Source organism: Micromonospora taraxaci (genome assembly GCF_007830095.1).
GTDB lineage: Bacteria > Actinomycetota > Actinomycetes > Mycobacteriales > Micromonosporaceae > Micromonospora > Micromonospora taraxaci.
In genome coordinates, this window is sequence record NZ_VIWZ01000002.1 from 386561 (window position 1) to 399241 (window position 12681).

Sequence of the window (12681 nt, forward strand, 5' to 3'; positions counted from 1 at the left end):
TACTTCTAAGGGAGCCCTAACAATCCCCGGAGGTCCGCCGACTGGGACCAGACTCGATGGAGTATTGCCCGAGTTTGCGGGCTTACGCCCTGGCCGCCGTAATTCAGATCACCACCGGATCGATTCGGTGGCCCCGTCCCGCCCGGCCGGGGCCACCCCGTCGATCAGTCGACCGGTTCTGGCGCCGGCCCGGGTGCCGGGCCGTTGAGCCGGCGGCGCAGCGAGGTGGTGGCCAGCGCGAGGGCAAGCACCACCAGCAGCGCCGAGACCACGATCAGGATGATCGCGGTGCGCTGCACCGAGGATGCCCCGCCACCGTCGCCGGCAGCACCCCCGGGGAGTACGCCCTGGGAGCCGGTCGCCGCGGGCGGCGAGACCACCGGTGTGGCCAGAGCGGCCGCCGCGGTGATCCGGAAGCTCATCTGCACCTGGCGGGTCGATCCACTGCGTGGGTCGAGGTGACCGATCACCGCGCCGGACAACGGCGCTTCCCGCTGGGCCTCCGGCGTCGCCTCCACCGGCAACCGCAACTCGGCGGTCCTGCCCGCCGCCACCACGCCCGCGTCGCAGCGGGTCCGGGTCGGGTCGACCACCACGCAGCCGTCCGGTGGAGTCGGAACTGTCACCCCGGCCGGCAGGACGACCTCCACCCGTCCGGCGGCGTCCACCGACCCGGTGTTGCCCAACCGGAGCGCGAGGGTGCTGGCGGCGCCGCTGATGTCGAACGTCACCTCGTCGGCCGCGAGAGCGATCCCGGGCACCGGCGGACCGGGCGGGAAGAGCACGGCGAAGCCCTGGTCGTCGGAGGCCTCCCCGGGCAGCCCCGGCGCATCGGCGACGACCTGGACGGAGCCGGCGAGCGGCATCTGCCTCCACGCGTCGCCGTCGACCCGCAGGCGGATCAGCGCGCTGAAGCGCGCGCCCGCCTCGGCTGTCCAGGCCCCGCAGTGGTACGTGCCGGCACCGGCGTCGGTGCAGCCCTTCGTCCCGGCGTCGGACAGCCCGGTCGGCAGCCGGTACGAGAGGCGGATCCGCTCCGCCGTCGTGCCGGTGTTGTGGATGGTGACCTGCAACGTGGTGGCCGTGCTGGCCGTGTTCCAGTACGCCTCGCGGAGGGTGACGTCCTGGGTGGTGACCTGGACTCCCAGTGGACTCGGCGGCGGCACCGGACCGGAGGCGGGCGGGCGGACCGGAGGCACCGGCGGCACGGGAGGCGCTCCCGTGGTGGGTCCGCCCGGAGCGGGCGCGGCGGTGGTCGGCGCCGGCGGCAGGTCAGGGGCGGTGGTCGCCGGTGCCGGTGGGGTCGTCTCCGGAGCGGGAGCGGTGGTCTCCGGCGCCGGTTCGGTCGGCACCGGATCGGTCGGCCCCTCGGTCGGGGGCGGCTCCTCGGACGTGGTGGCCTCGGGTTCGCTGACCGGATCGGTGGCCACCACCGGGTCCGGCGTCGCCGCGTTGGCCCAGGCCGGTCCCACGGCGAGCGCCGTGAGCAGGCCGAGCGCGAGCGCGGTCGCCAGCCAGGGTGCGGTACGCCGCCCCTCGGCCCGGAGACCGGGCGATGCCTTCAGGCGGGCCATCTGTCCTCCGGTGCCATGGGTGGGGGTCCAGTATTCGGTAACAGTTGCCTTGGTGCACTAGTCCCATCTGGAAACAAATCCGTAACGTGTTTGGGACGGCACTTCCGGCCGGGCGGTAGGCTCCCGAACTGTGACCGGATACCTGGGCTCGTACGCGACGCTCGGGCTCTTACTGCTCGCCAGCGTCCTGTTCTTCGTTACGGCGTTCTCGGCCAACCGGGTGTTACGTCCGGCTCGTCCGGCCGATCCGCCCGGCAAGCGGGCCAGCTACGAGTGCGGGCTCGACCCGGTCGGCGCGGACTGGGCGCAGATGCAGATCCGCTACTACGTCTACGCGTACCTGTACGTGCTGTTCGCGGTCGAGGCGGTGTTCCTCTTCCCCTGGGCGGTGGTCTTCGACCGGCCGGGCTTCGGTCTGGTGACGGTGGTGGAGATGGCGGTGTTCGTGGCGGTGCTCGCGCTCGGCATCCTCTACGCTTGGCGCAGGAACATCCTCCGCTGGACCTGAGCGTCGCGACCTCCGGCGATCGTGCCGGTCGGCCCGGCCGTTCGCGGTCGGTTACGGCGACGACCGGTCAGGCCAGGCCCCGGCGAGTCGTCGCCGGCGGGCGGTCACCCCGGATCGAGGCCACCATGTCCAGCACCCGACGTGTCGGGCCGACCTGGTGAGCCCGGAAGACCCGAGCGCCCAGCCAGGCCGACACCGCCGTCGCGGCGAGCGTCCCCTCCAGGCGTTCGGCCACCGGCAGGTCCAACGTCTCACCGACGAAGTCCTTGTTGGAGAGCGCCACCAGCACCGGCCAGCCGGTCGTGGTCAACTCGTCCAGCCGCCGGGTGATCTCCAGGGAGTGCCGGGTGTTCTTGCCGAAGTCGTGTGCCGGGTCGACGAGGATCCCGTCGGGGCGTACCCCCTCCGCGACAGCGCGCTCGGCGAGCCCGGTCACCGTCGCGACCACGTCGGCGACCACGTCGTCGAAGGCCGCCCGGTGCGGTCTGGTCCGCGGGACCAGGCCGCCGGCGTGCGAGCAGACCAGCCCCGCGCCGGTCTGCGCGGCCACCCGGGCCAGCGCTGGGTCGGCGCCCGACCAGGTGTCGTTGAGCAGGTCGGCCCCGGCGGCCACGGCCTCCGTCGCCACCTCGGCGCGCCAGGTGTCGATGGAGATCACCACGTCCGGAAACGCGGCCCGGACGGCGGCGATGGTGTCCACCGTGCGGCGGATCTCCTCGGCGACGTCGACGTCCGCGCCCGGGCCGGCCTTGACGCCGCCGATGTCGATGATGGCCGCGCCCTCGTCCACAGCCCGCTCGACCGCGCGCAGCGCGTTGTCGGCGGCGAAGGTGGCGCCTCGGTCGAAGAACGAGTCAGGCGTCCGGTTGATGATCGCCATCACGATCAGCTCGCCAGGGGCGAATGTGCGCCCACCCAGCCGAAGCGCCCCCGCCATGCCCGCCTCCTGAGAGTCCGCGCCGTCGCCGCGGCGGCCGAACCCGACGCTAGTCGGTCGTCGGAGGGGAACTGTGGGCGGGCGTCGGCACAGATCATGATCGGGACGGGTGGCGGGGTCGCTCCCGGCCCGCTGCCATGCCACGATCAGTGCATGGGTCAGCTTCTGCTCCTCCTGGTCGTGGCATTGACTGTCGCGGCGGTCGTCTTCGGCGTGACGGTGCTGGTCAGCGGCGGTGATCCCGGCCTGGTGGCCGTCGAACCGGATTCGCAGGCCGTGGCGTTGCCCGGCACGCGACCGCTACGCGAATCCGACGTGGGGGCGGTCCGTTTCGACACCGGGTTGCGCGGGTACCGGATGGCGCAGGTCGATCAGGCGATGCGCCGCGCCGCCTACGACATCGGCTACAAGTCGGAGCTGATCGGCGTGCTGGAGGCGGAGGTCACCGCATTGCGTGAAGGTCGCACCGACGACGCCGACGCGCTGCGTCAGGCCCGCGAGCAGTCCGCCAGCAAGGTGACGGACGCGGACGCGGCGAAGCCGGACGAGGATGTGCCGCTGGACGGGGACGCCGGCTCCGGCTCGGCGCCCGTCGGCTCGGCCGGCGCGGCAGAGCTTCCCGCCGCCACCTCGTCGCCGGCGGACTCCGACGGCGTGGCGCCGGCAGTGGCATCGGCCGACGGCGAGCCGGCAGATCGTGAGCAGACCGACGGCGCGCCCGCCGACGGTGCCGGGCAGCGAGACGCGGTGGTCCGGTCGGAGACGGCGTGACCGAGCCCGGAGGCGTTGATGATCTTCGGGAGGCGGCCCAACCCGGTGCCGGTGAGGTGACCGCCACGGTGATCGTCGACGCCCCGGCGGAGCAGGTCTTCGCCGCGCTGCTCGCCTGGGAACGCCAGTCCGACTGGATTCCGTTCACCCGTGTGCGGGTGGTCGAGGGCGACGGTCGCGAGGGCAGCCGGATCGAGGCGGTGACCGCGCTCGGCCGGGCGACGCTGCGCGACGAGATGCTAGTGGTACGCGTCGACGAACCGTACGAGATCGGCGTGGTGCACCACGGTCAGTTGCTGCGCGGCCCCGGTGTGCTGCGCTGCACCCAGCTGGGTCGGGCCCGCACCCAGGTGGTCTGGCACGAGTGGTTCCATCTGCCGGGTGGCCGGGCCGGTCGGGTGGCCTGGCCGCTGCTCTGGCCCGGCTCCAAGATCGGCCTCACCCAGGCGCTGAAGAGGTTCGCCCGTCTGGTCGAGCAGGGCCGGTTGCCCTGACCACACCCGGTGCCGGCTGCCAGCCCGGCGCTCGGAAGAGATACCCCGCCCGATGCCGCCACGTCACTGCGGCGCGGAGGTCCCGGGCGATTGAGGCGTACTCGTGGAAGGCCACCCGGACCGGGTTGTAGCTGCCCACGTTCTTGGTGAGGCCGTACACGCAGCGCTCCCGCTCCGGCGCGAACGAGCCGAAGAGCCGGTCCCAGACGATCAGGATGCCGCCGAAGTTGCGGTCCAGGTAGCCGCCCTGCGAGGCGTGGTGCACCCGGTGGTGCGACGGGGTGTTGAACACCGCCTCGTACCAGCGCGGCATCCGGTCGATGCGCTCGGTGTGGATCCAGAACTGGTAGAGCAGGTTGACCGAGCCGCAGAACGCGACCACCGCCGGGTGTACGCCGGCCAGGATCAGCGGGATGTAGAAGACCCAACTGGTCAGCCCGGTCCACGGCTGGCGCAGTGCGGTGGAGAGGTTGAACCGCTCCGACGAGTGGTGCACCACGTGCGAGGCCCAGAGGATCCGGATCACGTGGTGGCCGCGATGCGACCAGTAGTAGAAGAAGTCCTGCGCGAGCAGGATCAGTGGCCAGGTCCACCAGATCTCGGCCACCCGCAGCGGGGTGAGCGCGTAGAGCAGCGCGTACGCGGCGGCGATCGGCACCTTCCACAGCAGGTCGGTGAAGATGCTGCCCAGACCCATCGCCAGGCTGGTCGCGGTGTCGGCCCCGCCGTAGCCGACCTCGTCGTCGTCGCGGTGCAGCAGGTAGGAGACCCGCTCCAGCACGATGAGCAGCACGAAGGCCGGGATCGACCAGGCGATGACGTCCGGGAACTCCTTCATCGCGCGGCCTCCGCTCGCCGTCGCCGGTCGGGACGCGCCGCTGGGCGACCCCGACTTACCGGTCGGTAACAAGCACCATAGGCAGCCGAGCGGCAGGTGGCAATGGGGTGTCGGTGCGATGCCCTAGCGTGTACGAGGTGACTGACCTGGTGATCGGCGCCGACGGGCTGGCTCGCTGCGCGTGGGGGTCGAGCACCCCCGACTACGCCGTCTACCACGACACCGAGTGGGGCCGGCCGCTGCACGGCGACGACGCGCTCTACGAGCGGATGACGCTGGAGGCGTTCCAGTCCGGGTTGTCCTGGTTGACCATCCTGCGCAAACGCCCGGCGTTCCGGCTGGCCTTCGACGAGTTCCACATCCCGACCGTGGCCGCATACGACGATGCCGACGTGACCCGGCTGCTCGCCGACGCCGGCATCGTCCGCAACCGGGCCAAGATCGAGGCGGCGATCGCCAACGCCCGCGCCGCCCTGGAACTGCCGGAGGGGTTGTCAGCGCTGCTCTGGTCCTTCGCGCCGGAGCGCCGGCCGGCCCGCCCCGCCTCGTTCGCCGAGCTCGCACCGATCACCGCCGAATCGACGGCGATGGCCAAGGCCCTCAAGAAGCGCGGTTTCCGGTTCGTCGGGCCGACCACGGCGTACGCCCTGATGCAGGCGACCGGCATGGTCGACGATCACATCGTCGGCTGTCACGTCACCCTCCCACCGGCGACATGATGGGATGGCAGGCATGACGACCGAGACCGCGTACCGGGCCGACGGATCCGGCCGAGCCGACGGGGTGGGCACCTGGGCCGTGCTGCTGCCCGCCGAGCGGTACGAAGCCGAGCGGCTCGTGCACCACGACACGTTGGAGCTGACCGGTCTCGCCGACGTCGCCGGGCCGGGCCCGGGGGACCAGGTGGCGGTGCTGGTCGACGCTCCGCCCCGGCTGGTGGCGCTCGGCCGGGTCGCCGCTACGGCCCACCGTCACCGGGAAGACCCGGACGACCCGCAGTCCGGAGTCGAGCCGGCGGAGCTCGTCGTGGCGTACACCCGTCGGGCCTTCGACGAGCCGGTGCCGGCCGACCTGCTGACCCTCGACGGGCCGGTCAGCCCACTGGAGCCGGCGGCCTTCCGGGCGTTGGCCGACCAGCTCGGGCCGCCACCGGCACGCCGCACCTGGCTGGTCAGCCTCGACCTGCCGATCGAGGCCGGTTCGCCGGCCGAAGCGGTCCGCCTGTTCTGGTCCTACGTGCAGGAGCTGGGCCCGCGTGAGTTGCCCGCCTTCGTGTCGCCGGCCGGCGACGAGCTGGCCATGCAGGCGTTCGTGCTGGGTGCCGAGGCCAACCAGGACCCGGAAGAGGACGACTAGGCCCTAGAAGAGCTTGTCCAGCCGTCCCTTCCAGTCGGCGAGGACCGGGCCCGGGTCGGTGTCCAGCACGCGTTCGAGCAACGTGGCGTAGACGTCCCGGAAGTCGGTGGTGAACTTCAGATCGCCGTCGTCGAGGTCGGTGAGACTCGGCGGTGCCCCGTGCCAGCCGCCGCGTACGCCCGCGCCGAGCAGGAGCACGTCGGAGGCGGTGCCGTGGTCGGTGCCGTCGGAGGCGTTGGCCCGGACGCGGCGGCCGAACTCGGAGTAGACCGCCACCACCACCTTCCGCCCCGCCTCGGTGCGACTCATCCGGTCGGCGAAGCCGGTCAACGCCCGGTCCAGCTGACCCAGCAGGACAGCCTGCAACTGTTTCTCGTCGGCGTGAGTGTCGAAGCCGCCGAGCGACACCGAGAAGACCCGGGTGGACACCCCCGCCTCGACGCACTGCGCGACCAGGTCCAGTTGCGCGTCCAGCGGGGTCTTCGCCCCGCCGGTGGCGGTCGCCGGGGCCTGCTCGCCGTCCGGGTCCGCCAGGTCCGGGTCGTCGGAGTCGCGGACCTGACGGATCATCTCGTCCACCGATCGCAGGTCGGCGAAGCAGGCGGCGGCCCGTGCTCGCGCGGCGGACTCACCCGGCTCGGCGGCTTCGAACGCGGTCAGCGTCTGCGCTGGCAGCCCCTTGGCGGCCTTCCGGTCGGTCACCGGCACCGCGGCGCCGGCGCTCTGCGCCCCGGCCAGCAGCGGTGGCAGCGCCGGTTCGAAGGAGACCGCCAGCCGGGGGTCGCCGCCGGCCCGGTCCAGCCAACGCCCCAGCCAGCCAGTGTTGCCCGGCCGGTCCGGCTGCGCGGTGTGCCAGATGTCCATCGACCGGAAGTGGCTGCGGTCCGGCTTCGGGTAGCCGACCCCGCGCACGATCGCCAGCCCACCCTTCGACCAGCGCTGGTGCAGACCCTCCAGGGCCGGGTTGAGGCCGAAGTCGTCGTCCAGTCGCCGCACCTCCCCGTCCGGGTACGCCAGCTCGGGGCGGGCCGCCCGGTAGGCCGGGTCTCCGTACGGGATGACCGTGTTGAGCCCGTCGTTGCCGCCGTACAGGGTCACCAGCACCAGCGTGCGGGCCTGCGGATCGCGGTCCCCGCTGGTGTCCAACAGGTCCCGCATCGTGTACGCGCCGGCCCCGGCGGCCAGCGCACCCGCGCCGACCACACCACTGGTCAGCAGGAACCTGCGTCGGGTCACCGTGTCCATGTCGACTCCTCCGCTCAGCTGACTGTGTATTCGGGGCTGACCAGGCCGGCGGCCAGCAGCTTGCGGGGCTCGCCGGCCAGCGGCGTGAGGGCGGCCCGGGTACGCGGGCCCCAGCCGTCGACCACCAGCAGTCGGGCCAACGCGTCCGGCCGGCCGGCGGTCGGTGCGGCGGTCAGCCGGGCCAGCACCGTCGGCGCCGTGGCGGCGGCGAGCATCCCGGCCGCCCGCAGCCGGGCCTGCAACGACGAGGTGGTCAACCAGGCCGCGCCGGCCGGCCAGCCGCCCACGCTGGGCGGTCGCAGCGGCACTTGGTCCAGCGCGTTCAGACCGGCCAGCAGTTGTCGGCGTTGCTGCTCCGGGAGGGCGGAGGGCCGTACGCCGAGCTGCCGTAGCGCGCCCACCAGCCACTCCACCGGCTGCTTGACCAACGTGCCCCGGGTCTGCGCGAAGGCCGGCGAGGAGAAGATCGCGCGCATCGTCGCCACGGTGTCCGCGCCGGCCAGACCGTCCGGCGCCGGGATCTCGGCGCCGGCATAGCGGAACCAGAGCCGCCCGGCCACGAACGTCGCCGCCGCGGGTTGGGTGGCGAGCAGCCCGGCGTACGCCGGGGCGTCGAACCGGCCGCTCTGTCCGAGGATGGTCTTCTCGCCGGGGTCGTGTCGCTTGGCCTCGAAGCGGGCCACTCCGGTCCGCCGGTCGACCACCCAGCCGGTCAGGGCGCGCGCCCCGGCCTTCACGTCCGCCTCGGTGTAGTTGCCGATGCCGAGGGTGAACAACTCCATCAGCTCGCGGGCGAGGTTCTCGTTCGGTGCCTTGCGGGTGTTCTTCTGCCCGTCCAACCAGATGATCAGGGCGGGGTCGCGCACCATCGCGGCGACCAGTGGGCCGAGCGGCCCTCGCCCGTGGCGGCGCAGTGTGTCCAACTGGCCCAGCATCGTCCGCGCGGACTTGACCTTCTGGGCGCTGGTCGCCCAGTGCCCGTGCCAGAAGAAGAGCAGCTTCTCGGTCAGCCCGTCCTCGGCGGCCACCATCCGGTCCAGCCACCATCCGGTGACCTGCTGGAGCTGCTCGCGGCGCTCCGCGTTGGCCTTCTGCCGCTGCTCCCGGGTGGATTCCTTGGTCAGCGCGGCGTACGGGTCCGGGGCCAGCGTCGGCGGTGGTGTGGCCGCCGCTCCCCGGTCGGCCCGTACCGGGTCGAGCAGGCGGTCCAACGTCGCTGCCGGCCCGGCCCGCTCGGCCGCGTCCACCTCGTCGGCGGTCGGCCCGAAGGTGGCCCGGCGCAGCAGGTGCGCCACCGCTTCACGATCGCTCATGACAGCCGACGCTAGGCGGCTCGTGTTCGAGGACGGTAAGGGCGGCGTCCGGATCGCGTTCAGCGTCCCTCGAAGACCGGTTTCTGCTTGCCGACGAAGGCGAGCGTGGAGGCCCGGTGGTCGGCGGTGGCACCGCAGATCGACTGGGCCTGCGCCTCGGCCGCGAGGGCGTCGGCGAGGGTGCCGGCGTCGGCGATGGAGAGCTGCCGCTTGATCGCCCCGTATGCGACGGTGGGGCCGGCGGCGAGGCGGGCGGCCAACTCCTGAGCTGCCGGCAACACCTGCTCGTCGTCGTCCGTCAGCCGGTTGAGCAGCCCGAGCCGGCAGGCCTCCTCGGCGCGGACCGGCTCGGCCAGCATCAGCAGTTCCACGGCCTTGGCGTGGCCGACCAGTCGGGGCAGCGTCCAGGAGGCGCCGGTGTCGGCGGCGAGGCCGACCTTGGCGAAGGCCATCAGGAAACTGGTGGTCGGACCGCCGATGCGGATGTCGGCCAGGAACGCCAGCGACGCGCCGGCCCCGGCGGCCATCCCACGGACCGCGGCGATCACCGGTTTGGGCAGGTTGGCCAGCCGGGCGGCGATCGGGTTGTAGTGCGCCCGCACGGTGGCCAGGGGGTCGCTGGCGGAGTTTTCCAGGGTGGATACGTGTTCGCGCAGGTCCTGACCGGCGCTGAACGACCCGCCCGCCCCGGCCAGCACGACCGCGCGGCAGGACCGGTCGGTCTCCAACTGCGCCAGGGTGTCGCGCAGCGCCTCCTTGAGCGGCACGTCGAGCGCGTTCATCGCCTTCGGCCGGTTCAGCGTGAGGGTGACGACGGCGTCGGTCCGGTCGACCAGCAGCGGCTCGGTCACGTGTCTAACGACCCTTCTGTCGAACGAGGCGGTTGCCGGCGTCGAGGCACTGTTCGACGTACCGGTCGGCGGCCGGACGCAGACGTGCCGCGTGCCGGTCGAAGAAGCTGGCCGCGGCGGTGCCGGGCCAGCGCTCGGGCAGCAGCGCCGGGGGCAGTTGCGGGTCCCGGAAGAGGAACGTACGCCACGCGTGCACGAGTCGGAACCGCGTCGCGTACGCCTCCTCGTCGCTGCTGCGCACGGTGACCGCCGCGAGCAGTGGGCGCTGGTCCGCGACGAACTGCTCGTAGGCGCGACCGATCTCGGTCAGGTCCCACGCGCGCCGGACCACGCCCATCGCGCCGGGGGTGCCCGAGTGGTGCGCGGCGGTGAACCGCTCGAACCGGATACCGGCCTCGGCGAGGAGCAGGTCCACGTCGTCGGCGGGGCGGGTGGCGACCCAGGTCTGCTCGTCGAGCGTGCCGTAGCCGAGGAAGCTCAGATTGGAGGCGAGCCGCTGCCGGTCCCGTCGGGAGCCGGGGGCCTCCAACACCAGCAGATCGAACCGGCCGTCCCAGGTGACCCGGCCGGTCCGGTAGATCCGGGCGGCCGCCTCGTCGAGTCGTCGGGCTGCTTTCGGTGTGATCGAATATCCCGGTCCGGAGACCAACCGGAGAGGCTCGAGCCAGCCCTGGCGCACCATCCGCGACACGGCGGTGCGAACGGCGGGCGGCGCGATTCCCAGCGGTGCCAGTAGCTTGACCAGGGCAGCGACCGGTGCCCGGCCACCCCTCGGACGGAGGTGGTCGCCGTACAGGTCGAAGAGTGCCGACCGTGCCTGCATGACCGCACATTGTGACAGGCCTTCTCAAGATAAGCTAGATGCTGTTACATCAATGCTGCTCCGGTTTGGGTCCGGCGGTGTTCATCAGGGAAAATCGTTGGTCGACGCCCCCGTGACCGTTGCGGGTGGTCGTGACGAAGTGGCTGTGGGGCAACCCACCGACCCTGGTGTAGGTCTGAGGGGAGACAACATGGCGGCGATGAAGCCGCGGACGGGCGACGGTCCGCTGGAAGTCACCAAGGAGGGTCGGGGCATCGTCATGCGGGTCCCGCTGGAGGGCGGTGGCCGGCTCGTCGTCGAGATGACTCCCGACGAGGCCAACGCGCTTGGTGACGCGTTGAAGGCAGCGGCCGGCTGAGTAAGGAGTGGTCCGGGCGGCGCAGGCCGCCCGGAGCGTTCTTTCTGACCCTGAGCCACCGGTACCACCGGTGGCTCAGGGTCTTCATCGGCGTGGGCAGGCGGGTTCGGCCCCGCTCCGCGAAACTCTCCTGGAGGTACGGTCCCGCGTGCTCGCCATCCGTCTGATCGCCGAGCCCGACCGGCTCGACGTCCTCGTCCTGCCTGTCGGTGCCGCCGATTCGGCCGAACTTGTTCCGACCGCGGCGACGCCTCCGGACGGCACGGCCGACGAGGCCGCCGCACTGGTGCCGGCGGCCCGACTGACCGGCCGGGCCGGCGAGATCCACACGCAGGTGCGCCCTGGTCGTACCCCCGGCCGGATGCTCCTGCTCGGCATCGGCGACGGTGGCGAGGCGGCCTGGCGCACGGCCGGCGCCGCACTGGCTCGCGCCGCCACGGATGAGACGCATATCACCATCGCGCTCCCGGTCGGAGTGACTCCGGCCGCAGTCCGCGGGTTCACCGAGGGGCTGCTGCTCGCCCCGTACCGGTTCCGTTTGACCGAGGCCGGCACCGCACCGACGCTCGACAGCGTCGACCTCCTGCTCGCCGACCCGACGACGTTCGAGACCACCATCGCGACCGCCCGGACCACCGCGGCGATGACCCATCTCGCCCGTGACCTGACCAACACCCCCTCCTCGGTGAAGAACCCGCAGTGGTTCGCCGACCAGGTGGCCGCCGCAGCAGCCGACCTTCCGGACCTGCGACTGCGGGTCCGTGGGCCGGCCGAACTCGCCGCCGAGGGCTTCGGTGGCATCCTCGCCGTCGGCGGAGGCTCGGCCACCGGCCCCCGGCTCGTCGAGCTGGACTGGCACCCGGCCAACGCACGCACCCACGTGGTGCTGGTCGGCAAGGGCATCACCTTCGACACCGGCGGAATCTCGATCAAGCCGGTGCCGGCGATGAAACTGATGCGCAAGGACATGGCGGGCGCGGCCGCGGTCGTCGCCGCCACCCTGGGAGCCGCCGAGATGCGGCTGCCGGTCCGGATCACCACGCTGGCCCCGCTCGCCGAGAACATGGTCAGCGGCGCGGCGTTCCGGCCCGGCGACGTCATCCGGCACTACGGCGGCACGACGAGCGAGACGACCAACTCCGACGCCGAGGGCCGCCTGGTCCTCGCCGACGCGTTGGCGTACGCGGTGCAGCAGCTCAAGCCGGACCTGCTGCTCGACCTCGCCACGCTCACCGGCGCCAACGCCGTGGCCCTGGGCAAGCGCACCGGCGCCCTGTACAGCGAGAACGACCAACTGGCCGCGGACGTGCTGGCCGCAGCCGAGGCGGCCGGCGAGTCGGCGTGGCGGATGCCCCTGCACAACGACTACGTGGAATACCTGGGCAGCGAGATCGCCGACCTCTACAGCGCCCCGACGCAGGGTGCCGGTTCGGTGCTGGCCGCGCTCTACCTGCGCGAGTTCACCGGCGAACTACGGGACCGATGGCTGCACCTGGACATGTCGGCCCCGTCCTGGGCCGACGGCGACCACGCCGAGGTCAGCCGAGGCGCGACCGGCTGGGGCGTCCGGTGGCTGCTGCGCTGGCTGGCCAGCGTCGACTGACCAGGCCAGC

14 protein-coding genes are annotated in these 12681 nt (G+C 72.4%); 7 read left to right on the forward strand and 7 right to left on the reverse strand.

Annotation, left to right across the window (positions count from 1 at the left end):
• Positions 1 to 164: 164 nt before the first annotated feature.
• Complete coding sequence (locus FHU34_RS30895; protein ID WP_145786152.1) at positions 165 to 1574, reverse strand: hypothetical protein; 1410 nt, start codon at positions 1572 to 1574, stop codon at positions 165 to 167.
• Positions 1575 to 1704: 130 nt separating this feature from the next.
• On the opposite strand from FHU34_RS30895, the gene ndhC reads away from it, so the two are divergent.
• Positions 1705 to 2082: an NADH-quinone oxidoreductase subunit A gene (gene ndhC / locus FHU34_RS30900; RefSeq protein WP_088986508.1), complete on the forward strand. Its 378-nt coding sequence runs from the start codon at positions 1705 to 1707 to the stop codon at positions 2080 to 2082.
• Between the two features lie 67 nt (positions 2083 to 2149).
• On the opposite strand, the gene folP is transcribed toward ndhC, so the two are convergent.
• On the reverse strand, positions 2150 to 3019 hold the full coding sequence (gene folP, locus FHU34_RS30905; RefSeq protein ID WP_145786153.1) for a dihydropteroate synthase: 870 nt from the start codon (positions 3017 to 3019) through the stop codon (positions 2150 to 2152).
• A 153-nt stretch (positions 3020 to 3172) separates the two neighbouring features.
• Between folP and FHU34_RS30910 the strand changes: the two genes are divergently transcribed.
• Positions 3173 to 3790: a DivIVA domain-containing protein gene (locus FHU34_RS30910; RefSeq protein ID WP_145786154.1), complete on the forward strand. Its 618-nt coding sequence runs from the start codon at positions 3173 to 3175 to the stop codon at positions 3788 to 3790.
• A complete protein-coding gene (locus FHU34_RS30915) occupies positions 3787 to 4284 on the forward strand; it encodes an SRPBCC family protein (RefSeq protein ID WP_145786155.1) in 498 nt (165 codons plus the stop codon). The genes FHU34_RS30910 and FHU34_RS30915 overlap by 4 nt, the downstream gene beginning before the upstream one ends.
• Here the strand turns inward: FHU34_RS30915 and FHU34_RS30920 are convergent.
• Positions 4229 to 5122 (reverse strand): sterol desaturase family protein, encoded by an 894-nt coding sequence (locus FHU34_RS30920; RefSeq protein WP_145786156.1) that lies wholly within the window; start codon positions 5120 to 5122, stop codon positions 4229 to 4231. The two genes, FHU34_RS30915 and FHU34_RS30920, sit on opposite strands and share 56 nt — an antisense overlap.
• A 137-nt stretch (positions 5123 to 5259) precedes the next feature.
• Here FHU34_RS30920 and FHU34_RS30925 point away from each other — a divergent pair, with 137 nt between their 5' ends.
• Entirely contained in the window at positions 5260 to 5841 is a 582-nt protein-coding gene (locus tag FHU34_RS30925) for a DNA-3-methyladenine glycosylase I (RefSeq protein ID WP_145786157.1), read from the forward strand.
• Between the two features lie 13 nt (positions 5842 to 5854).
• Positions 5855 to 6478 (forward strand): hypothetical protein, encoded by a 624-nt coding sequence (locus tag FHU34_RS30930; protein ID WP_145786158.1) that lies wholly within the window; start codon positions 5855 to 5857, stop codon positions 6476 to 6478.
• A gap of 3 nt (positions 6479 to 6481) precedes the next feature.
• Here FHU34_RS30930 and FHU34_RS30935 read toward each other — a convergent pair whose 3' ends face one another.
• Genes FHU34_RS30935 through FHU34_RS30950 form a run of 4 tightly spaced genes read right to left on the reverse strand, consistent with a single transcriptional unit; the run spans position 6482 to position 10710 of the window.
• Positions 6482 to 7723 carry a DUF1501 domain-containing protein gene (locus FHU34_RS30935; RefSeq protein WP_145786159.1) on the reverse strand — a complete coding sequence of 414 codons (1242 nt, stop codon included), beginning with the start codon at positions 7721 to 7723 and terminating at the stop codon, positions 6482 to 6484.
• A 14-nt stretch (positions 7724 to 7737) separates the two neighbouring features.
• The gene (locus tag FHU34_RS30940) at positions 7738 to 9036 is read right to left on the reverse strand and encodes a DUF1800 domain-containing protein (protein WP_145786160.1); all 1299 of its coding nucleotides are present in this window, start codon (positions 9034 to 9036) and stop codon (positions 7738 to 7740) included.
• A 59-nt stretch (positions 9037 to 9095) separates the two neighbouring features.
• Entirely contained in the window at positions 9096 to 9887 is a 792-nt protein-coding gene (locus tag FHU34_RS30945) for an enoyl-CoA hydratase-related protein (RefSeq protein ID WP_145786161.1), read from the reverse strand.
• 4 nt (positions 9888 to 9891) lie between these two features.
• Positions 9892 to 10710 carry a PaaX family transcriptional regulator gene (locus FHU34_RS30950; protein ID WP_145786162.1) on the reverse strand — a complete coding sequence of 273 codons (819 nt, stop codon included), beginning with the start codon at positions 10708 to 10710 and terminating at the stop codon, positions 9892 to 9894.
• 190 nt (positions 10711 to 10900) lie between these two features.
• Between FHU34_RS30950 and FHU34_RS30955 the strand changes: the two genes are divergently transcribed.
• Entirely contained in the window at positions 10901 to 11068 is a 168-nt protein-coding gene (locus FHU34_RS30955) for a DUF3117 domain-containing protein (RefSeq protein ID WP_007455245.1), read from the forward strand.
• Between the two features lie 148 nt (positions 11069 to 11216).
• Positions 11217 to 12671 (forward strand): leucyl aminopeptidase family protein, encoded by a 1455-nt coding sequence (locus FHU34_RS30960; RefSeq protein WP_145786163.1) that lies wholly within the window; start codon positions 11217 to 11219, stop codon positions 12669 to 12671.
• Positions 12672 to 12681 lie beyond the last annotated feature (10 nt).